Origin of the sequence: Burkholderia sp. 9120 (genome assembly GCF_000745015.1) — a bacterium.
Classification (GTDB): Bacteria; Pseudomonadota; Gammaproteobacteria; order Burkholderiales; family Burkholderiaceae; genus Paraburkholderia.
This window is the reverse complement of the sequence record NZ_JQNA01000002.1, coordinates 1,902,828-1,927,015: the sequence shown is the minus strand read 5'-3', so window position 1 is coordinate 1,927,015 and position 24,188 is coordinate 1,902,828. Positions and strand designations below refer to the sequence as shown.

Below are 24,188 nucleotides of genomic sequence, written 5' to 3'. Positions count from 1 at the left end.
ATCGAAATTCACGCTCAGCTCGGTCCACCCCCGATACGGGCGATCGACAGAACAAGGATGCGGCCCGGTGTGCAGGCCGCCCTCATGGCGGCGTCACGTAGCGGTCATTCGCCGACGTGCGTGCCTTGTCTGTGTTGTGGATCCAGTCCGGCCGTGCGGCCGATTGCGCAAAGGCGCGTCGATCGCGTAGGGTCGGGACATTCACAACAACAACAAGGGAAAAGCAATGAACAAGCAGGAACTGGTGGATGCGGTCACCGCGAAGACCGGTGCAAGCAAGGCGGCGGCCTGCGAGACGATCGATGCTTTTATCGGAGCAGTGACGGCGGCTGTCGTGAAAGGCGACACCGTGCAACTGATTGGCTTTGGGTCGTTTTCGACGGGCGCGCGCGCCGCGCGGGTCGGCCGCAACCCGGCGACCGGTGCATTCAAGGATGCGGTGAACGGCGCCTGAGACCGGACGCAAGCCGTCGGCCGGATCGCCTGCAGGTGCTGGCGGCAGCAGGGGCACGGAGCGATTGGGCAAGGCCTGGACGTCGACCAGTCGGCTTGGTAGCATCGGTGCAAGATGCCGCGATGTGCCGCGGCCCGCTGCGATTCGCGGCATGTCTCTATCGATAGCCGGATGGAAAAGAAACGATCGCGAAACAGAGGGGAAGCCTTGTGTCCACCCATCGGTGCGCTGTTGCGCTACTGGACGCGCTGTCGCGGAAGCGCGTGGACTCACACAAGTAACGGATCACGTTGGTGTGGATGCGGATTTATGCCTCTTCTATGCTGGCTCGCATATCCGTTGAGGTAATAGTATGAGGTGTGTGATCGATCCGGCGATCGTCGGTTCACGGCAAAGGCGTGTTCGCAGTGAGACCGCTCGCAGCCGGCGAACGCGTGCTCGAGTACAAAGGTGAAATCACCTCGTGGCGAAATGCGGTGCGTCGTCACCAGCGTGAAGGCGTGGAAGGACATACGTTTTTTTTCGGGCTGTCGGATGGGCGTGTGATCGATGGCAGCCGCGGCGGCATAGCGCGCGCTGGCTCAATCACGCGTGCGCGCCAAACTGCGAGACCATCGAACACGATGCCCGCGTTTTTATCCACACGCTCCGGCCGATCGAGGCCGGTGAAGAACTGTTCATTGCATATTTGCTCGCCACTGACGATCCGCTGGATGAAGACGTTCGTGCGCAGTACGCGTGTCGGTGCGCTGCGGCGGACTGCCGGCACTCGATGCTGGCGGACCCTGCGAGAACAGGACAGTGCGGAAGGGGTAGGGCAGTGATCCTGACCTGAAAATGGACTCGGTCTGGGCCAGCCGGATGATGGCTTTGGCCGGATCTGTGGCGAAGGGGTTTTCGATCTCGACGTGCCAAGACTGACGTTGCGGAGGGGAGATTTATCCGGCGCACCGGCTAACACCAAGGCGAAGGAACAGAGGTCACTGGATCATGAGGATTTGTGGTGACGCCATCAGACGGCGTTTGTCCGAAGCACGTCTGCTCGGCCGGTGAAAAAGGTCCCGCACAAACCGGTCGATGCAGGCCTCCGCGCCGTCGGCGCCAGACCACCGTCGAAATCTTTGCCGCTGTTTTCGTGAGCGCTTCTGGCAAAGGGCAAATAAGAGCGCAATCGCCTGCTCCCGAAGGTGGCGGGTCGGCTCGCCATGGCGATGACACTTTTTCTCCAATCCTAACGGAATAGGCGCGTAACGGCGCGGTCAGCATGCGCAGCGGTAACCGCGATCTCGGCGCCCATGAACTCATCGCCGGGTTGGTGAAGGGCCGCTGGCGGACAGACACGATCGCCTCTTTGTCGACCCCGTTCATGTCGCTCGCACGCCGTCGGAGACGGCCCGGTGTTTGACCATGAAGAGACATTCATACCTTTTATAGGAGTAGAAGTCGGCCGGCTTCGAGGTACGACACCGTACTGACTTCTACCTCGATTGCGAGCAGGGTAAAAAAGCTTCTGCCGTGCAAACAGGCAGAGGCTAGCGTCAACTCGATCCTGCGGACGAACAACATGAAATCCTTGAATCTGCCAATTGCAGAGGCTCGCACGCCCCCGACGGAAAAGAATGCGGTGTACACATGTCCGATGCATCCTCAAGTCAGGTTGCCGGAGTCTGGACCGTGTCCTATATGTGGCATGACGCTCGAGTTGGTCACGCCCGGCACGGCGGACGAATCGCTTAGTGAACTCAAGGACATGACGCGGCGCTTCTGGGGCGCGGCGGCGCTATCGTTGCCCTTGCTGTGGCTGACAATGGGACATATGTTGCCTATCCCTGACCTCAACACAGCGGTTGACCGCGCGGCGGCTAAGTGGGGATTGCCGCATCTGACAGGCGTCTCATGGTCCGAATACGTACAGGCATTGTTGGCGACGCCCGTAGTTCTATGGGCGGGATGGCCGTTTCTCGAACGGGGATGGAAATCCTTCGTTACCTGGCGACTGAACATGTTCAGCCTTGTTGGCCTCGGCGTTGTCACGGCGTACCTCTTCAGTCTGTACGCGTTATTCTTTCCTGCCGGTGTCCCGGAGACGTTCCGGCGCGGACATGAATTGCCTTTATATTTCGAGGCGGCCTCCGTCATCGTGGCTCTGATCCTGCTGGGCCAGGTGCTTGAGCTTCGTGCCCGCTCACGGACCTCAAGCGCGATAAAAGGCCTCCTGAAACTTGCGCCGGATACGGCAATCCGTTTGCGGGCGGACGGCGCCGACGAGGTTGTGCCGCTTGAGGCGGTCGTTGCCGGCGATATCTTGCGGGTTAAGCCCGGCTCAAAGGTTCCGGTTGATGGCGTTCTCACCAAAGGACAATCGACCGTGGACGAGTCGATGATCACCGGCGAACCGATTCCGGCCGAAAAAGTTTCGGGGAGCAAGGTGACCGGTGCGACCGTCAATCAAACCGGCTCGTTTCTCATGAGGGCCGAGAAAGTTGGCTCCGAAACACTGCTCGCGCGAATCATCCAGCTTGTCGCAGAAGCAGGCCGTTCTCGGGCGCCCATCCAAAAGCTGGCTGACACAGTATCTGGGTGGTTCGTACCTATCGTTATCGTCATCGCGATCGTTGCTTTCGCCGGATGGGCCATTTGGGGACCCGCGCCGGCAGTCGGCAACGCACTGGTCGTTGCCATTAGCGTGCTGATTATTGCTTGCCCTTGCGCGCTTGGTCTCGCGACGCCGGTGTCGATTATCGTGGGCATCGGTCGCGGCGCGAAACAGGGCGTGCTCATCAAAGATGCGGAGGCGCTCGAGTTGATGGAGAAGGTGGACACACTGGTTGTCGACAAGACGGGTACGCTTACGGAGGGAAAGCCTCGCGTCCAGGCAGTGATCGCGCTGAATGACGTGGCGCAAGGCCTCGTCCTCTCTTACGCAGCGAGCCTGGAAGCCATGAGTGAGCATCCGCTTGCCCAGGCGATCGTCAGCCATGCGCACGATAACGATGCAGTTTTATTACCCGTTTCGTCATTCAAATCTCTGACCGGCAAAGGTGTGGCTGGAACAATTGACGGGCACGCCGTTCTGCTTGGTAACGCGCGGCTGCTGGAAGACGCCCACGTGGACGTCTCTTCCGCAACCTGGCAGGTGGACAGTCTGCGGGCAGGCGCACAGACCGTGATGTATCTCTCTCTGGACGGCAAGCTGGCTGGCTACGTCGGAGTGTCTGATCCGGTGAAAAGTACGACGCCAGAGGCGGTCCGGCTCCTTCGCGACTCCGGCGTCAAAATATTTATGCTCACAGGCGACAATCCGGTAACCGCGAATGTGGTCGCCAAAGCATTAGCCCTCGACGGCGTAAAGGCGGGCGTGCTGCCGGAGGATAAACACAAATACGTGCAGGAGTTGCAACAGCAAGGACACATTGTGGCGATGGCTGGTGACGGGGTGAACGATGCGCCGGCTCTTGCGCAGGCTAACGTCGGCATTGCGATGGGCACCGGTACCGACGTCGCAATGAACAGCGCGCGCGTCGTGCTTGTTAAAGGCGACCTGCGGGGCATTGCGACGGCGCGTGTGCTCAGCGTCGCGACGATGAAAAATATCCGTCAGAATCTTTTTTTCGCGTTCGCCTACAACGCTATTGGGATACCGGTTGCGGCGGGTGTTCTGTACCCCTGGCTTGGCGTCCTGCTGAGCCCGGTTATCGCGAGTGCTGCGATGGCGGTTAGTTCCGTTTCGGTCATTGCGAACGCGCTAAGACTACGAACAGCACGGATCTAGTGGAGCGGACACAGCCTGACGTCTCTCGCAGTTCAAGTGGAGTTCGCCGCAGTTTGGTTAAAGGGTAACGAGCTCGTTCTCGGGTAGGCTCAGCCGGAATAGATTGCGTTCAAGGTCTTCTCGGTGATTCCAGACTTGTGTTGCCTTTTCATCGGATGACGTATGCGGCCCTTCGCCATTGTCGACGACTTCGAACGGTTGCTGGCGCGAAGTGAGCGACCAGTATGTGTTGATGTTCGTTTTAGGCCCTTACTTTACGGATGGGGAACGGACGTGAGTGCTTTTGTGCCCGTCGTCGTTAGAGTCGTGAACGACTTCGGGACTTTCCCCCGCGCCGTCCCAGGTGAGCCGTGGATCGAATTGCATCGAGGCCAGCAAGGTGAGAATCACCACCGAGCCGAATGCGATAACCCCGAGGCCGGCAGTGACCTCAGCGAACGACTGGAAGCGCACCAGCGCGACGGTCAGTGTGACGACAAATACGTCGAGCATCGACCAGCGCCCAATGCGTTCCAGGAACCGGTATAGCGTGGTGCGTTCGCGCGGATACCAACGTGAATGACGCTGCGCAGTGACCAGGAGAAGCACCAGCGCGGAGATTTTCAGCATCGGCACGATAATGCTCGCGACGAATACGACAACAGCGAGCGGCCAGTCACCCGATGTCCAGAAGTAGACTACGCCGCTGATGATGGTGTTGTCTTGCGTGTCCAGCAATGAAGCTGTATGCATGACGGGTAGCAGATTGGCGGGAATATATAGGAGCGCTGCGGCGACCAGCAGCGCCCAGGCGCGTCTCAGGCTATCGGGATGACGCCGGTGCAGCACGGAGTCGCATCGCGGGCAGCGCTGGCGCTTGATGGACAGGTCGCGCGGCTCAACCCGTCCGCACGCATTGCATGCAATCAGACCCATCTGTAGCGCGGTGACATAGGTAAGTGTAGGGCTGGCCTTGGGCGATCGTGAGGCCGCCGCCATTGCTGGCACGGGTTGCGTTGCTTCCCCGGAGTCACCTGCGGGGTACTTCGCGGGTTTGCCTGCGGGCAGACCGTCCGCAAAATCCCATAAGGCGAACAAATCCAGCTTCACGAGAGCCGCGAGCATCAGCGTCAGCGCGACGAATGCAAACAAAGCGGTTTCCGGAATCACACGTGCGAGACTCTGCATCTTCACCATCGTAACCAGCACTGCGAGCATGAAGACTTCAATCATTTCCCACGGCCGCACCAACTGGATCAACCTCAGCACCTTGTTGAATCCCGGGGGGATATAGCCAGTGCTGACGGGTATCAGAACATAGAGCAAAGCGAGAAGCTCGGTCAGCGGAAACAGAACGGTCGAGCAAAACACCAATGCCGCGACGAACTGCATGTTCTCGCGCCATAAGACCACGATCGCGCCGATCAGGGTGGTCTGCGACGTGGTGCCATCGGCCACTAGTTCGAGGATCGGATAGGCCTGGGCAATCAGGAAGGTGATCAGAGCGGCCAGCGCTACCGCGCTTGCCAGGTTGATCCGCCGCGACATGTTGCTGTAGAGCGTCGAACTACACCGCGGACAGAATGCAATTTCGCCGCGGCCGATCAACCTTCGTTTGCGGATCAACATGTCGCAATTGCGGCACGCGATCAGGTTCCTGGCGTATTCCATACTGGCCTAAATGCAGACAACATGATTGCCCCGGACTTCATTTGAACCTGATACGCTCAACGGAGCCAATTTGGCCATATTCAAGGGCCGCTCGTGTTAGCTGCAGAAACAATGTCGGGGGAGTTTCCGAGGCTCTCGCTCATACCTCGAACGCAGCTGCGATTTCTTCACTAGTCCGGCGTGTACTTGAATTCGGGCAATGCCTTCAGTGAATCTCTAGTTGCGCCGGGCAGGCGTATCTGTTTGTCGACAATCTGAATGCTACTGAACGGCACGGCGACCAGATGGGTTCCCATGCCCAAAAAGCCCCCGACCGACAGCACAAGATAGGGTAAGGGATCCGTTGGACCGATGATCAGATCGTCGATGGTCCCGATTATGTCTTTGTTGCCGTTATACACGGAAGAACCGCTGATTTTCGAGGCACGATATCCGGTCGCAAGTTGAACCACGTCCACTCGCTTGACACTTATCGTCTGTGGCGCGCCCTGAGCCCAAAGCGACCCACTCATGATGGCCATTGCCAGGAGGGCGGCGCTCAGGGGGTATTTGAATTGTTTCATGGTGTACCTCACTAGGTTGGCGGCATGACGTCATCACGCACTTAGGCTTTTCTCAGTTCGCCAAGCCTAAGGGCGCTATGCGTTTTAAAAGGCCAATGTCTTGAAACCCATCGATACATGGTCTTCGTAAGACTTCGGTGGGGTGTGGTGCACTTATCTCATTGGGTCAGCATGGCTTGCAATTACTGTGCAGTCGGTACGGCGACGGACATCCGGCAAATTTTTTTTCGAGGTGCGACGGGTTCCCATAACGGCAATCTCAGCGGGTTCAGTTGGCTCAGTGTTGCGGCTCCGACCCTTGAGTAGTTTCCGAACCTGTCCCAGGCGAGCCAGAAGGACTAGCCTAGACGTAAGGAGCCGGTGCTTTCTCGGAACGGCATATCCAGGTCTTCCCGCCGTCAGTTGCGACGCTGGCGCCAGAATCTGCAGTTCTATTTCTCGAAACTCGGAGAGTCGTTGATGTATCCCACTCGAAAAGCCCTGACCGAGAGCATCCGCGCGCAGTGTGTTAAAGCGTTGAGCGAGCATGCATTTGCCGTATCCGGTACGTTGGCCAAGTTCGGCCGGTCGATACACCACATCGTCGGAAGCGTGACGAATTTTCGTGAAGCTGATACCGCCTACATGCCTACACACACTTCGCGGGAGAGCGATCGGCAACTCACGGTTGTTGAATCCGACATCCACCCAAAATGAATACGACCTGGCAGACTCAGCCTATGCGCGCCTCGCGACGGCAAGATGCGTCTTCCGCTTACGCGGTAACGCTCGGCGACCCAGATTCTGCGTTGGCGGATGAGTACGGCGTTGCTTCAGATCAGCGTGATCGTATCGAAATGTGGGTGAATGAAGGCGGTGCGGGGGACGACGTGGACCAGTGAGACAAGTGGCGAATGTGCCGTTACTGCGCGCTCCCGCGACGCTGCAAGGGCGCTTGTTGCCGCATCGGTACAACCCAGTCACTTTCGATGGCAAACCTGTGCAGACGTTAGAGGCGGAGGTGAGATGCTCGCAATGATGTTTGACGGTATATCACCGGTCTTGCGTGAAACGCAGGTTGCCGAGCCTGTTGTGGGCGATGACGACTTGCTGATTGACATTCACGCCTGCGGCGTGTGCCGCACCGATTTGCACGTGGTGGATCGCGATTTGACTTCACCGAAACTCCCTCTGATTCCGGGCCATGAAATAGTAGGCGTAGTGGCCGCGATAGGCTCTGAGGTGCGCGATTTCAAGCCGGGAGATAGGGTTGGCGTCCCATGGCTTGGACATACGTGCGGCCATTGCTACTACTGCCTCGCACATCGGGAAAACCTGTGCGATAACCCTGGTTTCACGGGCTATACGATCAACGGCGGTTATGCAGAACGGACCGTCGCCGATAGCCGCTATTGTTTGCATTTACCCCCTGCGTATGCGGATGCAGAGGCGGCGCCGCTTCTGTGTGCCGGCGTCATCGGCTACCGTACGCTGGAATTGGCCGGCGACGCCAGGCGTATCGGTATCTACGGGTTTGGCGCGGCCGCGCACATCGTCGCGCAGGTGGCTCGCCATCAGGGGCGCGCGATCTACGCTTTCACTCGGCCCGGCGATATCGCGGCACAACGGCTTGCGCTTCGATCTGGCGCACGGTGGGCCGGGAGTAGCGATGAAGCACCGCCAGAAGAGCTTGACGCCGCGCTAATCTTCGCCCCGGTGGGCGCTCTGGTTCCGATTGCGCTTAAAGCGCTCGTCAAAGGCGGAATTGTCGTTTGCGGCGGAATACATATGAGCGAGATCCCGGCTTTCTCTTACGACCTCCTGTGGGACGAGCGCCGGATTTGCTCAGTCGCCAATCTCACGAGAGAAGATGGAGCGGCATTTATGCGCCTCGCCAGCGAGATCAAGCTCGAGATCGAGGTGACACGCTATCCAATGAAGGATGCAAACAGGGCGCTCGATGACCTGCGGGCAGGGCGCCTTTCGGGGGCTGCCGTGCTTGTCATGCCGGATGAGTCTCACGACCGACCTTAGAGCAGACGCCGGCACCTTTTTCTCACTCACCAATGAAGGGAACCACCATGAACTCATACGATGTTGTAATCGCGACCTTCGATGATCACCAGAAGGCTAATGTCGCCGTAAGCAAGCTTATCGACGGTGGATTCAACATGAAGAACTTTAGTGTGATCGGCAAGGGCTACCACACGGAAGAAAAAATCATTGGTTTCTACAATATCGGCGATCGCATGAAGATGTGGGGAAAATACGGAGCGTTCTGGGGGGCGCTCTGTGGTCTCCTTTTTGGCGGTGTTTTTTTCGCGATTCCGGTAATTGGGCCAGTGGTCGTAGTAGGGCATCTCGCCGCGCTGGTCATTGCTGCGATCGAGGGTGTCGTGGAAGGCGCAGTTGTTGTTGGCGGGCTCTCTGCACTTGGCGCAGCCTTATTTGACTATGGCATTCCGAAGGATAGCGTTATCAAATACGAAGCAGCGGTGAAAGCCGACGGCTTTCTCGTCGTGGGTCATGGACCCGCAGATGAAATGGCTCGAGCGCGCGCCGTACTCCAGAGTTCGGATGCGACTCGTCTGGACATGCATCAAGCGGTAAGCCCTGCGGTCGCAACGAACCACCCCGCGCCTGCTGCATCTTGAAAGACTCAGGCCCCCGGTAGGCTAACGTGATGGCCGCGCGGCTCACATCAGTCGTCCAAACAGGTTGCCGACGCCCGCCGTGATCGCCATTGCTAACGCGCCCCAGAACGTGACCCGGATGGCGCCGGCAATCACGCCGGCACCGCCGACTCGCGCCGCAAGGCCACCCAAAAACGCCAGGAAAAACAGAGACGCCCCAGAGACAAAACCTGCTATCCGAGGTTCTGGTGCCAGGGCGGTGACTAGCAGGGGCATGGCGGCCCCGACGGCGAAGCTGCCTGCCGAGGCAAGCGCTGCCTGGATCGGGCGAGCTTTCAGAGCCGACGTTAGGCCGAGTTCGTCCCGGGCGTGCGCGCCAAGAGCGTCGTGGGCCATCAATTTGTCCGCGACCTGTTTGGCGAGCGGCAGATCAAGTCCGCGCCCGACATAGATCGCCGCGAGTTCAGCGTGCTCGCCTGAATTGTCCGTTCTAAGCTCCGTCCGTTCAATTGCCAGGTCCGCCTGCTCGCTATCCTTCTGCGAGTGCACCGACACATACTCCCCCGCAGCCATCGACATCGCACCGGCGACAACACTCGCAACTCCGGCGATCAATACGCTGCGATGACTACCATGCGCGGCCGCTACACCGAGAACCAGGCTCGACGTCGACAGGATGCCGTCATTGGCCCCCAGGACCGCGGCGCGCAGCCAGCCACTTTTGCCCGTTCGATGGCGACTCCGTTTCCCGATTCCCTTATGTTCGGCAATTGCCTTCATCTGTTTTCGTTCGGTCTCGGCAGGGTTGCGATGTGTGGCGCACGAGTTGTGACGGCAAGATCGCGCCGTTGAATGATCCGGACATCTGTCGCCGGCGTGCCGATGTGGATGCCGAGATTCCGGAATGTGTCTGCTATGCGTCCTAGCATTCCCGATTTCGCCTCGGGTGTCAGTGCAAAACTGTCGAGCGCAAAAGCTAACTCGTACCACACGAGGGAGTCCGAGAATGCGCATGCGTAGGCCTGGGGAATGGTGCCATGAGCGACGTCCGGGCTGCCGGCGGCCGCGGCTTTCAACGCTTCGATCACGCGCGACGGTGCCACTGCGATATCGACTCTTAGACGAATAATGCAGCGATGGGGGCCTTTCGGGCGACTGTGGTTCGTTATGATCGACTTCGAAATGACGCTATTCGGAATGACGACAATGTCATGGGCCCATGTCCTGATCCGGGTAGCGCGCCAATTGACCTGCATGACCTGGCCAGAGGTGTGATCGGTCAGGGTAATCCAGTCACCCGCTCCAAATGGGCGTTCGATGTTGATCGCGAGACCGGAGAGTACATCGCCCAAGGTGTTTTGGAGCGCAAGACCGAGCACAATTGCCGCGACCCCAGAGGTCGCCAGAAAGGTTGAGAGCGGTTCTTTGAACACGACGCCGATGATGCCGACGAATGCAAGAACATAGATGAGCCCCGATGCCAGATCGGCGAACAGGCGCCGCGCGTGAGGTTCGTCGTTATCGGGGAAAAACGTCCGGGTGAGCACCAGATCAAGCAGGCTTTTGCACAGCCAAGCACCCAGAATCCACCACACGATCCCGAACATCTCGCGTGGCAGGCGAAGGCCACTCCCAGTTGTCCCGAAGAGAAATTGGCCGATCGGGTTATCCGTCCGCGGAAAGAGCGCGGTTATCAGCAAGAGGACACCGCCGCCGGCGAAAAATGGACGGTACAGTCGACCGTACGGAAGCACACGAAGCAGCAGAAGCACGCCTGCGATCGAAAGGAGGCTAATTTCCAGAAAACCGAACATATCGATTCAGACTCCCGCCCCGAGCTGCCGCTATCCGCCTATTAACGACCGTCTAACGTCACAGTCGCAGCGTCCGCCGTTTCCCTAAAAGGCAACATGCGCATTACCTTAAGTGGCTGTACTCTGGACATATTCGCTCAACGATGCCGGTCCAGCTTCCGACCAGTACCCCTGCTTTCCATAAAATTCGTGAAGCGCAACCTCGTAGCTCCGATGAATCGGAACTGAGTCGTCGTAGACGGGGCTGCGACGGATGGAGTCTCGGGTAAGTTCTGTGGTGACGGCCTTTGCCAGCCAGTCGACTCCCGCAATCCAGTGTGCCGCGAGTAATATCTCTTTCCCGCCCTGCCACAAGCGGCGTGTATCGATGCAAAGGTATCGAATCGCCCAGGCTTCATCGTCATAGATAAACCCGGAAACATGGCCAATGCCGCCATCAACGGCGTCAAGCCGATAGCCCATCACCTCGCCCGTGCTGCGCAAATGCACGTCGTCAGGTGAGCGTACCGCTTGCGGTTCACTCTGGGGAGGGACCGGCGCGAGATCGGGGACAACGTCAGCCGGATCGAACCTGGGATAGGGACCCATTCCCCACAGGTTCGGGCCGCCCCAATAAGCGGGGTAGTTGTAGTGACGCAAACATTCAACCTCATTTTGACGCGAAACGGGCTTGTGCGTGTCGATGCCTGGACTGTCTCTCACTGCTCGCTGGGTGAGGTTCAGATGAACGACGTTGGACCCCGGGTCTGTGTGCTTGATCGAATAGGGGGATATCAGGACACGGCGCTCGTTGAGCCAATGACCGGTCTTGACCACCAGATATCGCACGGCCCACGCCTCGTCATCAAAGTAGACCTGATCGACCGTTCCAATATCGCCGTCGATCGCGCTGACCGTGCAGCCATGTAGATCCTTTATGCTCCGCAACATGATTTCCTCCAACATAGAAGCGGGCGAGCGGGGAAACGTCACGCGCTATACAGCTGTCTAGCGAAAGGCGGTCGGCCGAGCATCGCGCCGGAGAAACTGGTGAGAGCTCTTTTGCTGCAGGTTCTGTACTCAATTCGTAGCGAGCGCATGATGGTGGAACAGATTTCCTACAACATGGCGTCAGCCTCGTACATCCGCGCGAACACATCGTCCATGCGCTTGAGTGTGTCATTAAGCCAGCTGCGAATCGGACGCAACGGATGGTCCTTCGGCACGAAGTCATCCAGCTTCAACACTGTGAACATCGACTCGGTAAAACCGTCTGGTCCGCGCATTCGTTCCATCTCGCTTTCATTGATGACATCAGTTCAACGTTTACGCCTGTGTTCCGGATGACCGGTATGTGAGGTATTTCACCGACCTGCTAGACGATAGGGGATCAAGCCAACTGACCTTGATGCAATCGAAAGACGCGCCGGCCATCAACCCGCTGCGGGTCAGTACGAGCGCATCGACCTGCCTGGTCCGGTGCTGCGCGTCCCTTCCAACCTGTCAGACGGTGCTGTCATTACGATACGTGAGTGCGATTGGAGATGCGGTACGACACCGTACAAATGGCGGATACGGCTCTATATCCGACGATGCCGGCGGGCGACGAGCCGCACACGCCTGGGGCCTCAGATAGCGACCAGAAGATTTCGTCGGCCGATCATTGGTTGGTCGAGACTGACCGCTGCCGTACCGAATTTCTTTGACTGGCGCGCCAAACTGAGTGTGTGCGCATCTGGGTCATCGAACTGCGCATGACTGGTCGATCCATCCGATCGAAAGTGGCGACGACGCGCAGACTATCGGAGAAGGAAGTATCGGACCGAGCGCGCAGCGCATCGACGAAGCGATCGGGAAAGTGTGCGCCGCGCAGAAAGCGGCTTACAGTGCTATTGGATGCGTTGAAGATTTCGGTATTCGCGAGACTCGGGATTACCTAAGTGCGCTTATGCAGCGCTGAGCATGAAGAGGACCAGAATGAAAGCCAGATCGGAGGACTTTCGGGTGCATCAGGGCGACCAGATCAAACTCCCTAATGGCCAACGACGGTGGCGCCCGTCTACGTGCCGAAACACGACTATAAAAAGCTTCCCGCGGAGCATGTTGCACAACTGAGTGTACGACAGCAGCTATTTTGTGCGCCAAACCGACATGCGAGGACAGTGATGTCGTACTGGGATATCAATCAGGATTGCGTACGTTAAATCGCGAGGAGAATTTGTGGAACAACTCGTCATTGTGGCTCACCCCGTAGAAAACAGCTTTACGATGAGACTCGCCCGCGCCTACACGGATGAGCTGGAAAAACTCGGACATACGCAACGGACATGTGATCTGTATCGAATGCGATTTAACCCTGTATTGATTGCACATGAGTGGATGCCGGTTAGCGCAGGGCACCCGGTCGGTGCCGATGTGGCAAAGGCGCAGGACGAGATTCGTGCCGCGGATGTCCTGACCATGTTCTATCTGCTCTGGTGGATGTCGATGCCGGCGATGATGAAGGGTTATGTCGACCGGGTCTTTGCTCGCGGTTTTGCTTACGAATCCAGTCAAGGTATCGTGCGCGGCCTGCTCGGGGGGAAAAAGGCGCTGATGGTCACCTGCTCCGGTGCGCCACTACCGCTGCTAGTGAAGAGCGGCAACTGGAACGCCATGGAGGTGTTGCAGGAAACTCATATCTTCCGCTCAGCCGGCTTCGAATTGATCGAGCATCTACATTTCGACGAGATTGTTCCGTTCTTGACGGAGGCTGTGGCGGCGCAGCATATGGAGCGCATCCGGGCCTGTGCACGGCAGCATTTTTAACGAAGCGTTGACGTGACGCGACTGCGCGCCGGCATGTCGAATCTTTCCCGATACCGGGCGACTGCTTCACGATAAGGGAAAGGAGCGGCAGAGATGCACTCCGCGAGAGGACGAAATCCACACCGATGGTGGGTCACGTTAGTTCAGGCAGCAGTTCTGAGCATATTGATTGCAATCGGCATGACATGGGCTGGTTCGACCTATGATCATCCTATTGAGGGATCAATCATGGCCGGCATGGCGGCACCGGAGTGCGCCGAAGTTCGCGCGATGCGAGCTGGCGCGCTACTTCTCAGCAGGCAGCCTGAAAACGAAGTCTGCCGGTCCTTTTATCTTTACCGAACCACGTTCCCGGACGCTGCCGATGATCTACCTTCCTATATGGCGTCCGTCATGCAGGATCGAATCAGTGAGTTTCGCCAACTGGTAGGCTACTTGTGCCTGCTGTGGCTCGCCCTCGCGGGTGTCGTGATTGGGGGGACTTGCGTCGTTCGTCTTGGATATCACCGATACCGGTGCGACACACAGCGGCGGAAAGACTGAACACGATGCAACAAGCCTCGTACCGGGTGGACTGTCAGATATTCGGAACACTAGACGATCTGATATCCCACGCATTTAAATGAGAAAAGTTAGGGAAGCGAACTGCCCGGCGCAACAGCACATGCTACAAACCGTGCTTGGAAAGATGCGAAGTGAAATATCCGGTCCCATGTCCGGCTTCGAACACCTCCAGAGGTAAGCCATCGCGGCGAAGCATTATCGAAGAAGCACAGGATCTGATGGCTCTAGCCATAGCGATCGCGCTTCTATGACGGTTGCATAGCATGACCCGCTTTGAGTTGGCAAATCGAAAGATGCCTGTCGCAATACTCCCGGTTGTCGCGCGAAGACCGGGCTGAGTAGTTTCCGAACCTGTTGCATCCGGGTGGGCGACTCTATGATTCGAGTAACGACTGTCAGCCGATTTGACATGCGTCAATCCGGCTTGCGACTCAGGGACACGTTCTTTTCACGGGCCGAAGTTCGCTGGTCCGGCGCGACCCACTATCTGCTACCCGAGCAGCGGAAGTTCCGTCGGGTGTGAAGGGTGTCTTGTCATACCATCGCTATAACCATCAAAAGCATGCAGAGTTCGCGCTCGTTTTGGTAATGGATCACAGAATCGCAGCGGTAGCAGCTAACCATGACATACGAGGCATCGTAAGGACAGAGGGGAGTACACGCCATGGAAGTCCTCGCCGGGAAGCCCAAGTCTCCGGATGCAAAACCGGGAATGAAACCGCGTGTGGACGCGTTGCAGACCCTTCCGATGCCGGAGGTCGAGAAGAAATTGGGATGGTCGCCGGATGGCCTCAGTCAAACCGAAGCCGAGAAACGCCTGACCCAATACGGATCTAACGAGCTTGAACAAAAAAAGACCAATCCTCTGCTCAAATTCCTCAGCTATTTCTGGGGGCCCATTCCGTGGATGATCGAAGTGGCGGTGATTCTTTCCGCGGCAGCTCGGCACTGGCCTGACTTTGGCATCATTCTCGTTCTGCTTCTGGCCAACGCGGTCGTGGGGTTCTGGGAAGAGCACCAGGCGGGGAACGCCATTGCAGCCCTAAAGGCCACCCTGGCAATCAAGGCCCGGGTGAAGCGCGACGGAAAATGGACTACACCGGCGGCGCGCGATCTGGTGCCAGGCGATGTCATTCGCGTGCGTATGGGGGACATTGTACCGGCGGATGCGCGCCTGCTCGACGGCGACGCGGTGGAGGTCGATCAGTCTGCCTTGACGGGAGAGTCGCTGCCCGCGACGCGTAAATCCGGCGAGGCGGTGTTTTCCGGTTCGATCGTTCGCCAAGGTGAAATCGATGCGCTCGTCTATGCCACGGGTGCGAAAACCTACTTCGGTAAAACGGCAGAGCTGGTTCAGGGGGCAGACACGGTCAGCCACTTTCAACGTGCCGTGCTGAAAATTGGCAATTACCTGATCATCCTGGCAGTGGTATTGGTGGCGGGGATTGTCGCGGTCGCTATCTTCCGTGGCGACCCGATCCTTACCACCTTGCAATTCGCCCTTGTTCTGACGGTTGCCGCGATTCCGGTGGCGATGCCGACGGTGTTGTCCGTGACCATGGCAGTCGGCGCACGCCTGCTCGCGAAGAAAAAGGCGATCGTGACCCGGCTGGTGGCGATCGAGGAATTGGCGGGCGTCGACGTGCTGTGCGCCGACAAGACCGGCACGCTGACCCAGAACAAGTTGACCTTGGGTGACCCGTTCGGTGTCGACAATATTCCTGCCGATCAGATCATCGTTGCTGGCGCGCTGGCATCGCGCGCCGACAATAACGACACCATCGACCTTGCTGTACTCGGCGGACTGAAAGATAGAGAGGCCCTGAAGGGCTATCAGATCGACCACTTCCAGCCATTCGATCCGGTCCATAAGCGCACCGAGGCCGCCGTCACGGGTCCGGACGGGCAGACGTTCAAGGTGAGCAAGGGTGCGTCGCAGGTGATCCTTGCGTTGTCGGCCAATGCCGGAGAAGTAAAGGCCGCCGTTGACAAGGCTGTCAACGAATTCGCAGCGCGTGGTTTTCGCGCATTAGGCGTGGCGCGGGCCGAAGCAGACGGGAAATGGCAATTCATCGGTGTATTGCCTCTGTTCGATCCGCCACGGCCCGATGCCGCGTCAACCATCGCGACCGCGCAACAGATGGGCGTGAAGGTCAAGATGGTCACCGGCGACGCGTTGGCCATTGCCCAGGAAACTGCCAGGAAGCTCGGTATGGGCGCGAATATCCTCGATGCGCGAAGCCTCGGCGACGCGAAGGATCAGGAGACGGCGGCAGTGTCGGAATCCATCGAGAAGGCCGATGGTTTCGCTCAAGTGTTTCCTGAGCACAAGTTCCGGATTATCAATGCCCTCCAAAAACGCGGCCACATCGTTGGTATGACTGGCGACGGCGTGAATGACGCGCCGGCGCTGAAGAAAGCCGATTGTGGTATTGCCGTTTCGGGCGCAACGGACGCGGCGCGTGCTGCGGCCGCCATTGTACTGACCACGCCTGGTCTCTCTGTCATCATCGACGCGATCAAGGAGAGCCGGAAGATCTTCCAGCGGATGAACAGCTACGCGATGTACCGCATCGCCGAAACCCTGCGGGTGTTGATGTTCATGACGCTTTCAATTCTGGTCTTTAACTTTTACCCGTTGACCGCAGTGATGATCGTGATGCTGGCATTGCTCAATGACGGCGCCATTCTGTCCATTGCCTACGATAACGTTCACTACAAGGACCAGCCTGAGGCATGGAACATGCGGCTCGTGCTGGGGATCGCCACGGTGTTGGGGATCTTCGGTGTCGGCGCTGCATTCGGCCTGTTTTACCTTGGCGAACGCGTATTTCATCTCGATCGCCCGCATATCCAGACGTTGATGTACCTGAAGCTGTCTGTTGCGGGGCACCTGACGATTTTTCTGACCCGTACGCGTGGGCCGTTCTGGTCGATACGTCCCGCGAAAGTCCTTCTCTTTGCTGTCCTGGGTACCCAATTGGTGGCGACCCTGATTGCGGTCTACGGATTATTCATGACGCCGATCGGCTGGCGGTGGGCGGCTTTTGTCTGGGGCTATGCTATTGCATGTTTCCTCGTGACCGATCCCTTGAAGTTGCTCGCCTACCGCATACTTGATTCCGTCAAAGGTGGGCACACGGGTGGCATCAAAGCCGAAACGCAATCTGAAACGGATACGAAACCTCAGCCTGATGCCACGGGCTCGCCGCAGCCCGAAGCGAAGGCCGCGCTTCAGACTGAGGCAAAGGGCACAGCCCATCCCGAGGCAAAGGCCACACCCGAGCCCGAAGCAAAGGCCACACCCCAGCCCGCAGCGGGGGCCACACCCCGGCCCGAAGCGAAGGCCGCGCCTCAGCCTGTGGCAAAGGGCACAGCCCATCCCGAAGCAGAGGCCACGCCCCAGCCCGAGGGCAACGTTACATCCGGACCAGAAGGTAAAGGTGAAACACCGTCCGACCCGACTCAGCAACTCGTCAAACGTGTTCATCAACTGTACGAGGAGCTAGGGAGGGAGGACGTTCAGGCTGTTCAGGACTGGGATGCAGCGGAGCGAAAGCTCCAGAAAGAAAAACCTCAGGAATGAGTCGATGCAAACCGATCGTGAACACCGCGCGCCACACTATGGATCCAGGGGGTCGACCACTTCGGGCGCATAAAGGGATGACCTCAATCACTATTGGGTTTTTTTGTCGCAAACGCTGCTCCCCAGCATGAAACGGTTTATCCAGTAAAGAATTAACTATTCCCAAAGGCATGAAGATGAAAATCAACTCACAGAATTTTTGCGCACTGGAGGGGAGCCACATCGACCTTGCCAAATTTCCCACGACCGTTGCCCCGGTGTACAAGTCGAAAAAAGACTATAAGCAGATGCTGCATGACCATGTAGAGAAGTTGAGTGGGTTGCAGCAACTTCATTACGCCTCAAATCGCTATGCACTACTGCTGATCTTTCAGGCAGTGGATGCTGCGGGAAAAGATGGTGCCATCCGGCATGTTATGTCAGGAGTCAATCCGCAGGGTTGCCAGGTGTTCAGCTTCAAGCATCCCACTCCTACCGAACTGGAGCACGACTTTCTCTGGCGTACCACTCGCGATATGCCGGAGCGGGGAAGGATTGGTATCTTTAATCGGTCCTACTACGAGGAAGTGCTGATTGTGCGCGTTCACCCGGAGATTCTTCGTAGCGAAGGGCTGCCTGACGCGTTGCTTGACGAGAAGAAGGTTTGGCAGGGTCGCTATCGTTCGATCGTCGATATGGAGCGACACTTCCATAGCAACGGCACCCGCATCGTCAAGTTCTTCCTCCATCTTTCGAAGGAGGAGCAGAGAAAGCGCTTTCTGGCGCGCCTTGAGGACCCCGACAAGAACTGGAAATTCAGCCTCGCCGATATTGAAGAGCGGAAGTTCTGGTCGCGCTATACGACAGCGTTTGAGGAATGCATCAGCGCAACAAGTACGACTGACTCGCCTTGGTATATCGTGCCGGCGGATGATAAGGAAAACGCTCGACTGATAGTCTCGCAGATCGTTCTGAATACGTTCGAAGGACTCAAGATGTCTTATCCAGAAGTCAGCGAGGAGCGACGGCATGAACTGCTAGCGATACGAAAGCGGCTTGAAAAGTGAAGCACTGAGCGCAACGGCACGAACACCTTTCGATTGAATTGAAAGTTTGTACGCTGTCGTACCGCATCCCTTCAGGTCATGGCGTAGCTTTAACGTACGGTGGACCTATTCAGGAGCCAGTGATGCTACGACGGAATTTCATATTCAGTACGTCCGGGTCAATCCTGACCATTGCACTCGCGGTTTCAGGGTGCACGACGACGGGCATGTCCGACACGACTGGCGGACAGACCGACAGTCGTCAAACGATCAACGCTGGGGTTGACTCGACGTTGACCCGCCTCTTCACTTCCGCCAACGGATCACGCGAACTGGTCTCCGAGGCCCGTGGTGTGCTTGTGTTCCCGTCAGTCATTGACGCTGGCATAGGCGTTGGCGGGCAGTACGGCGAGGGCGCACTACGCATGGGTGGGCGCACGGTCGGCTACTACAGTACGGCAACGGCTTCGATAGGCTGGCAGATCGGTGCGCAATCGATGGCGATCGTTTTCATTTTCATGACAGATGACGCTCTCAACCGGTTTCGGAATAGCCAGGGCTGGTCTGCCGAAGGCGACGCATCTGTTGCAGTACTGAAGATTGGCGCAAATGGCGAAGTCGACACGAGCACCGCCAGTAGTCAGGCGGATGCATTTGTCTTGACGAACGACGGGCTGATGGCGGGCGTGTCACTCGACGACACGAAGGTGACCCGGTTGAAGTCACTTTAGCAAGCCAACGGTCGGCAGTGGGACACGTGAACGGATGAAGGAGAAGTCAGGATGTTGCGAACTTTGGAAAGCCTCTACGGAAACCCCGTTGCAGCCCGGGACGGGGAGATTGGCAGCATCGACCAGGTCTATTTCGATGACGAGGCATGGGGAGTACGTTATCTTGTGGTGGAAACCGGAGGCTGGATGAATAAGCGAAAGGTACTGATTTCGCCGTATTCATTTAAGCATCCGGAAACGGGTTCGAGCGCGATCGCGGTCGACCTGACACGACAACAGATAAAGGACAGTCCCGATATCGACACGGATAAGCCGGTATCGCGTCAGCATGAGACTGAATACCTCGGTTACTACGGATATCCGACCTATTGGGGCGGCGCATATCTTTGGGGCGTTGGGGCTTATCCCGGATACGGGTCGATGGTATCGAGCATCGGGATGGAGTCGGCGGTGCGTATCCGGCACGAGCAGGAAGCTGACAGCGCATCTGCAGACGTTCATCTTCGAAGCTCGAAGGCCGTCATGGGCTATCACATCGAGGCCGGTGACGGCCGCATCGGCCATGTCTGCGGCTTCATCTTCGACGACGTAGCCTGGGCGATTCGTTATCTGATCGTTGATACGAAAAACTGGTGGCCCGGTAGCAAGCAGGTGCTGCTCGCAGCGCAATGGATTGAACAGATCGACTGGATCGGCTCTACCGTTTCTACCAGACTCACGTGTGAGGCGATCAAAGGTAGCCCAACTTACGATGGCGATTCTCCGCTGGATCGTAGCTATGAAGCAAGCCTCTATAAGCATTATGGGAAAGACGGATACTGGTCTAATGACGCGATACCTTCCTAGGCGCGCAGGCATACAAGGCGACGGGGACTCAACCTGTTCATAGGAGCAACCGAATGCTGCGAAGCATTGACAGTCTTCACGGATACGCGGTCGCGGCACTTGATGGAGACATCGGAACCGTCGAACAGGCGTATTTTGATGACGAGGTTTGGGGGATACGATATCTGGTTGTTGATGTCGGAAACTGGATCGGCGAACGAAAGGTGCTGATTTCACCGTATTCGATCAAAAAGTCGGACCTGGACTCGGGTGCCGTGAACGTTGATCTTACACGGCAACAGGTGAGGGACAGCCCGGATATCGATACAGATAAGCCGGTGTCTCGTCAGTATGAAACAAGCCACCTCCTTTACTACGGCTATCCGAGGTACTGGGGCAGTGCGAACTTGTGGGGGCCTGGTGCCTATCCCGCGTTCCCGGGGTCGACCGACGCGCCGCGCTTTGACCCGGAGGGGCGTGCGGACGGGAGGTCAGATCCAGATCGACCGGCCGATATTCACCTGCGCAGTACTGCTGCAGTGAGCGGTTGTCGTGTCAGGGCCGTGGACGGCAATATTGGTCATGTTTGCGGTTTCATTTTTGACGATACTGCGTGGGTAATCCGGTACCTCAGCGTTGATACGCGGAACTGGTGGCCGGGTGGCAGTAAGGTTTTACTTTCAACCCAATGGATTCGCCAGACCAACTGGTTCGACTCCACTGTCACAACAGAACTCACGTGCGAAGCGATAAGGAGCAGTCCCGCTTATGACGAGGCGGCTCCGCTCGCCCGAAGCTATGAAAAAGCGCTGCACGGATTTTACGGAAAGGATAAGTATTGGTCAGAGGATGATACTGAAGCGCTGCTAGCTCACCTCGGCGAGGTTGCCCCTTAGCTGAACGTGATTGAGACGTTTCCCTCCGTAATGGGACCCCGAAGTGGTTGTGCTGTGGCGCCAGTACGGCAGCATACCGACCTTCAACGCCGCTGCGTGCACACTAGTCTTTGACTCGGAAGCTCCCCTTTTCCAAGTCTAAATAATAGCCGTGCACGAGACGATCAAACCGGATTTTCCGCGTCAACGACCTCCTTTTTCAGAGGTACACTCGCCATGAATCCGATTACCTTACTTTTGTCCACTTTGTTCATGGTGGCGGCTATTGCAGCGGCGGCATTCATGAATGTATATATGGCGATCTCTCCATTTCTAGTCGCGATTTTCATCACCATGTCGGTGAAAGTTGCTAATGTCTGGCAAAAATTCGTGATCTTATGTGTCGGTAAGCTGCAGAGCGTAAAAGGGGCGGGATTCTTCATGATTATTCCCATTCTGGACACGGTAGTTGCAGTTATAGACGAACGCATCCAAACAACTGCGTTTAACGCGGAACAGGCGCTGACGGAGGATACAGTGCCGGTCAATGTCGACGCGATAATCTTCTGGCACGTATGCGACGCGCAGAAAGCGGCGCTCTCCATTACGGACTACCGCCAGGCGATTGATCGCGTAGCGCAGACGACGTTGCGCGAGTTGATCGGATCATCGATGCTTTCGACTTTACTTTCGGATCGGACTGCGGCGGATGCACACCTGCGTGACGAGATCGGCGGGTAGACGGCGGAGTGGGGCATCGCAGTCGGCTCAGTCGAGATTCGTGACGTCGCTATCCCGGAAGCTTTACAGGACGCGATGTCGCGCCAGGCGCAGGCCGAGCGCGAAAAGCAGGCTCGTGTGATCCTCGGCTCGGCGGAAGCCGCCATCGCTTCAAATTTCGTCGAAGCTGCGCGAGTATATGAAAGTCAGCCGGGAGCGTTGCAACTGCGCGCAATGAACATTATTTACGAGACAACCAAAGAGCGCGGTGCGACGATCCTCCTGCCAAGCTCCATGGTGGATAGTCTCAATCCTGCCCTCGCGCTGGCGATCTCCGGGCATGAACTTCCGTCAGCACCATTAGTTACGCCGTTAAAGACCGCCGCATAGAACTTCGATCATGAGGCGATGCGTGAATGGATCTGGAACCTCCGAACCACCCCGGATCTCGTAGAGATGTTGTATTCGCGCTGAAGCGCTCGCGAGGTAGTTCGCCTGGTAACGCTGTCGAGTTTTCAAGGCGCCGAAGGACACATGTACGAGCTTACGCATGGCAGCGCCAAGCACCGACATTGTGGACTTCCCACGCGCCGTGAAGCGCTGACACGCAACCCGCAGCGCCGAGGCCAGATGAGTGGAGTTGGGTCGAGAGGTCAATCTGTCAGGATCGAGGCAAATTTTTCGGCGTCGCCGGGTCATTGTGTGGCCGGACTGCGATTCTGTCCAAACAACCTTGGTCTGCGTGTTCAGCATGGGGAAAAATCATTTCAACGGCGCGTAGCGCACGTGAGAGGAACTCGTTGTGCTGTTGCTTCGCTCGAAGGGTCTGTGCTTTCAGGCTGCCTGGTTTGGGACATTAAGCCTCATTGGACCACGATCCTCTACATTCAGCGCAGCAGCTGGACCGGACGAGGGCGGTCTGGCGCACATAGACAGTTGCCGATTCGGAGGGCTGAGATGTGGACTGATTGAGCGGAGGAAGTCTCGGTTCCAGGGCCGTATCGTAGCGGTGAGCTTACGCGATTCATGAACTCAACCGGTAGCCGCGGCACGTCGTACGGCGGGGGCCATGGAACGCTGAGACAGGGCTGCGTAGGCCTCAACATAGTGCTGCGCCATCACCTTGGCGCTGAATCGGCATTCGAACTGCGCGCGGATTTCAGCGCGCGACAGTTCGTCGAGGCGCTTCAGTGCGCAAATCGCACCGTTGATATCTTCGCAGATGTAACCAGTCAGGCCATGATCGATGACTTCTGACACGGAGCCACGATTAAATGCAATCACCGGTGTGCCGCACGCCATCGCCTCAATCATCACCAGGCCGAACGGTTCGGGCCAGTCGATTGGAAACAGCAGTGCTTTGGCACCGGACAGAAACTCTGCTTTCTGATCCTCGGCGATTTCACCGATGAATTCGATATCGGGTAGGGAAAGGAACGGTTCGATTTTTGCCTTGAAGTAGTCGTAGTCAACCTTGTCCACCTTGGCTGCAATCTTTAACGGCATCCTGCTCTCTACCGCGATTGTGATGGCTGCATCGATGCCCTTTTCGGGGGAGACACGTCCCAGAAAGGCGAGGTATGCAGGCTTTGTCAAGTTGGTCGGCCTCAGCAAATCCTCCGGCAGGCCGTGATAGATCGTGTTGAGCCAGTTCGCCTGCGGTAGGGGCAGGCGTTGGGAGTCGGAGATGGAGATGACTGGCGCTGCCGGGAATGCCTTGAATACGGGTTGTAGTTCCGGGAGATCGAGGCGTCCATGAAGCGTCGTCAGGAATGGGACGTCGATCTCGGAAAACAGCGAGAACGGCAGATAGCCGAGGTGGCTGTGGAGTACATCGAACTCGTCGGCGACCTGCCTTACCCTTTCCAACAGAACCACATGCGGCGCCATTGCGTCGAGTATCGTCGAGTCGAGGCGCAATGCTCGTGGCCAGACTGCCTCAAGGGTGGCCTTCGTGCGAGAGTCTCCGGTAGCGAACAGCGTCACCTCATGCCCCAGGTCAACAAGTGCATCGGTGAGGTAAGAAACCACGCGTTCGGTACCGCCGTAAAGCAGAGGAGGCACTGCCTCGTGCAGTGGCGCTATTTGTGCGATTCTCATCGATAACTCTCCAGGCAAACCCACTATGTATGGCGACACGTCCGCTCGCCGGAATTCAATTCTCGATGCTGGACGTTGCGCAGATAGCCTGTCCTCCGTGTTGGTCGGCC

16 protein-coding genes and 4 pseudogenes are annotated in these 24,188 nt (G+C 57.5%); 13 read left to right on the top strand and 7 right to left on the bottom strand.

Annotation, left to right across the window (positions count from 1 at the left end; translation table 11 throughout):
- Window positions 1-226: 226 nt before the first annotated feature.
- From FA94_RS16780 to FA94_RS16775, 3 genes and pseudogenes are all read left to right on the top strand, one after another.
- A complete protein-coding gene (locus tag FA94_RS16780; protein WP_051980625.1) occupies window positions 227-454 on the top strand; it encodes an HU family DNA-binding protein in 228 nt (75 codons plus the stop codon).
- A 368-nt stretch (window positions 455-822) separates the two neighbouring features.
- A pseudogene (locus FA94_RS38045) lies at window positions 823-1,289 on the top strand (SET domain-containing protein).
- A gap of 729 nt (window positions 1,290-2,018) precedes the next feature.
- Window positions 2,019-4,226: a copper-transporting P-type ATPase gene (locus FA94_RS16775; RefSeq protein WP_051980624.1), complete on the top strand. Its 2,208-nt coding sequence runs from the start codon at window positions 2,019-2,021 to the stop codon at window positions 4,224-4,226.
- Between the two features lie 249 nt (window positions 4,227-4,475).
- On the opposite strand, the gene FA94_RS16770 is transcribed toward FA94_RS16775, so the two are convergent.
- Window positions 4,476-5,876: a paraquat-inducible protein A gene (locus tag FA94_RS16770; protein ID WP_051980623.1), complete on the bottom strand. Its 1,401-nt coding sequence runs from the start codon at window positions 5,874-5,876 to the stop codon at window positions 4,476-4,478.
- Between the two features lie 170 nt (window positions 5,877-6,046).
- Window positions 6,047-6,439: a PRC-barrel domain-containing protein gene (locus FA94_RS16765; RefSeq protein WP_035553136.1), complete on the bottom strand. Its 393-nt coding sequence runs from the start codon at window positions 6,437-6,439 to the stop codon at window positions 6,047-6,049.
- A gap of 1,005 nt (window positions 6,440-7,444) precedes the next feature.
- Here FA94_RS16765 and FA94_RS16760 point away from each other — a divergent pair.
- Both FA94_RS16760 and FA94_RS16755 read left to right on the top strand, forming a co-directional pair.
- Window positions 7,445-8,452: a zinc-dependent alcohol dehydrogenase family protein gene (locus FA94_RS16760; RefSeq protein ID WP_035553133.1), complete on the top strand. Its 1,008-nt coding sequence runs from the start codon at window positions 7,445-7,447 to the stop codon at window positions 8,450-8,452.
- 47 nt (window positions 8,453-8,499) lie between these two features.
- Window positions 8,500-9,072, top strand: coding sequence for a general stress protein (locus FA94_RS16755; RefSeq protein ID WP_035553131.1), 573 nt, complete (start codon window positions 8,500-8,502; stop codon window positions 9,070-9,072).
- A gap of 42 nt (window positions 9,073-9,114) precedes the next feature.
- Here FA94_RS16755 and FA94_RS16750 read toward each other — a convergent pair whose 3' ends face one another.
- From FA94_RS16750 to FA94_RS16740, 3 genes are all read right to left on the bottom strand, one after another.
- A complete protein-coding gene (locus tag FA94_RS16750; protein WP_051980622.1) occupies window positions 9,115-9,831 on the bottom strand; it encodes a VIT1/CCC1 transporter family protein in 717 nt (238 codons plus the stop codon).
- Window positions 9,828-10,865, bottom strand: coding sequence for a mechanosensitive ion channel family protein (locus FA94_RS37335; RefSeq protein ID WP_051980621.1), 1,038 nt, complete (start codon window positions 10,863-10,865; stop codon window positions 9,828-9,830). Before FA94_RS37335 ends, FA94_RS16750 begins: the two co-directional genes overlap by 4 nt.
- 108 nt (window positions 10,866-10,973) lie before the next feature.
- Window positions 10,974-11,795 carry a PRC-barrel domain-containing protein gene (locus tag FA94_RS16740; protein ID WP_035562348.1) on the bottom strand — a complete coding sequence of 274 codons (822 nt, stop codon included), beginning with the start codon at window positions 11,793-11,795 and terminating at the stop codon, window positions 10,974-10,976.
- A gap of 45 nt (window positions 11,796-11,840) precedes the next feature.
- On the opposite strand from FA94_RS16740, the pseudogene FA94_RS38040 reads away from it, so the two are divergent.
- A pseudogene (locus FA94_RS38040) lies at window positions 11,841-11,972 on the top strand (transposase); the annotation flags it as partial.
- A 2-nt stretch (window positions 11,973-11,974) separates the two neighbouring features.
- On the opposite strand, the pseudogene FA94_RS38670 reads toward FA94_RS38040, so the two are convergent.
- A pseudogene (locus tag FA94_RS38670) lies at window positions 11,975-12,130 on the bottom strand (IS5/IS1182 family transposase); the annotation flags it as partial.
- 934 nt (window positions 12,131-13,064) lie between these two features.
- On the opposite strand from FA94_RS38670, the gene FA94_RS16735 reads away from it, so the two are divergent.
- The 7 genes and pseudogenes from FA94_RS16735 to FA94_RS16700 all read left to right on the top strand — a co-directional run bounded on the left by FA94_RS16735 (window position 13,065) and on the right by FA94_RS16700 (window position 22,368).
- Window positions 13,065-13,652 carry an NAD(P)H-dependent oxidoreductase gene (locus tag FA94_RS16735; RefSeq protein WP_035553128.1) on the top strand — a complete coding sequence of 196 codons (588 nt, stop codon included), beginning with the start codon at window positions 13,065-13,067 and terminating at the stop codon, window positions 13,650-13,652.
- A gap of 1,228 nt (window positions 13,653-14,880) precedes the next feature.
- Entirely contained in the window at window positions 14,881-17,802 is a 2,922-nt protein-coding gene (locus FA94_RS16725) for a plasma-membrane proton-efflux P-type ATPase (protein WP_081935968.1), read from the top strand.
- A gap of 176 nt (window positions 17,803-17,978) precedes the next feature.
- On the top strand, window positions 17,979-18,848 hold the full coding sequence (locus FA94_RS16720) for an ADP-polyphosphate phosphotransferase (RefSeq protein ID WP_035553126.1): 870 nt from the start codon (window positions 17,979-17,981) through the stop codon (window positions 18,846-18,848).
- 122 nt (window positions 18,849-18,970) lie between these two features.
- Window positions 18,971-19,558 (top strand): BPSL1445 family SYLF domain-containing lipoprotein, encoded by a 588-nt coding sequence (locus FA94_RS16715; RefSeq protein WP_035553124.1) that lies wholly within the window; start codon window positions 18,971-18,973, stop codon window positions 19,556-19,558.
- Window positions 19,559-19,609: 51 nt separating this feature from the next.
- The gene (locus FA94_RS16710) at window positions 19,610-20,404 is read left to right on the top strand and encodes a PRC-barrel domain-containing protein (RefSeq protein ID WP_035553122.1); all 795 of its coding nucleotides are present in this window, start codon (window positions 19,610-19,612) and stop codon (window positions 20,402-20,404) included.
- Between the two features lie 53 nt (window positions 20,405-20,457).
- On the top strand, window positions 20,458-21,279 hold the full coding sequence (locus FA94_RS16705) for a PRC-barrel domain-containing protein (RefSeq protein WP_035553119.1): 822 nt from the start codon (window positions 20,458-20,460) through the stop codon (window positions 21,277-21,279).
- 216 nt (window positions 21,280-21,495) lie between these two features.
- Window positions 21,496-22,368: pseudogene (locus tag FA94_RS16700) on the top strand (slipin family protein).
- A gap of 642 nt (window positions 22,369-23,010) precedes the next feature.
- Here FA94_RS16700 and FA94_RS16695 read toward each other — a convergent pair.
- Window positions 23,011-24,078, bottom strand: a complete 1,068-nt coding sequence (locus tag FA94_RS16695) for a glycosyltransferase family 4 protein (RefSeq protein WP_035553117.1) — start codon at window positions 24,076-24,078, stop codon at window positions 23,011-23,013.
- Window positions 24,079-24,188 lie beyond the last annotated feature (110 nt).

Excerpts from the sequence above, each read along its gene's own strand:
- FA94_RS16780 (WP_051980625.1), top strand. The coding sequence starts at position 227 with ATGAACAAGCAGGAACTGGTGGATGCGGTCACCGCGAAGACCGGTGCA.
- FA94_RS16775 (WP_051980624.1), top strand. The coding sequence starts at position 2,019 with ATGAAATCCTTGAATCTGCCAATTGCAGAGGCTCGCACGCCCCCGACG.
- FA94_RS16770 (WP_051980623.1), bottom strand. The coding sequence starts at position 5,876 with ATGGAATACGCCAGGAACCTGATCGCGTGCCGCAATTGCGACATGTTG.
- FA94_RS16765 (WP_035553136.1), bottom strand. The coding sequence starts at position 6,439 with ATGAAACAATTCAAATACCCCCTGAGCGCCGCCCTCCTGGCAATGGCC.
- FA94_RS16760 (WP_035553133.1), top strand. The coding sequence starts at position 7,445 with ATGCTCGCAATGATGTTTGACGGTATATCACCGGTCTTGCGTGAAACG.
- FA94_RS16755 (WP_035553131.1), top strand. The coding sequence starts at position 8,500 with ATGAACTCATACGATGTTGTAATCGCGACCTTCGATGATCACCAGAAG.
- FA94_RS16750 (WP_051980622.1), bottom strand. The coding sequence starts at position 9,831 with ATGAAGGCAATTGCCGAACATAAGGGAATCGGGAAACGGAGTCGCCAT.
- FA94_RS37335 (WP_051980621.1), bottom strand. The coding sequence starts at position 10,865 with ATGTTCGGTTTTCTGGAAATTAGCCTCCTTTCGATCGCAGGCGTGCTT.
- FA94_RS16740 (WP_035562348.1), bottom strand. The coding sequence starts at position 11,795 with ATGTTGCGGAGCATAAAGGATCTACATGGCTGCACGGTCAGCGCGATC.
- FA94_RS16725 (WP_081935968.1), top strand. The coding sequence starts at position 14,881 with ATGGAAGTCCTCGCCGGGAAGCCCAAGTCTCCGGATGCAAAACCGGGA.
- FA94_RS16720 (WP_035553126.1), top strand. The coding sequence starts at position 17,979 with ATGAAAATCAACTCACAGAATTTTTGCGCACTGGAGGGGAGCCACATC.
- FA94_RS16715 (WP_035553124.1), top strand. The coding sequence starts at position 18,971 with ATGCTACGACGGAATTTCATATTCAGTACGTCCGGGTCAATCCTGACC.
- FA94_RS16710 (WP_035553122.1), top strand. The coding sequence starts at position 19,610 with ATGTTGCGAACTTTGGAAAGCCTCTACGGAAACCCCGTTGCAGCCCGG.
- FA94_RS16705 (WP_035553119.1), top strand. The coding sequence starts at position 20,458 with ATGCTGCGAAGCATTGACAGTCTTCACGGATACGCGGTCGCGGCACTT.
- FA94_RS16695 (WP_035553117.1), bottom strand. The coding sequence starts at position 24,078 with ATGAGAATCGCACAAATAGCGCCACTGCACGAGGCAGTGCCTCCTCTG.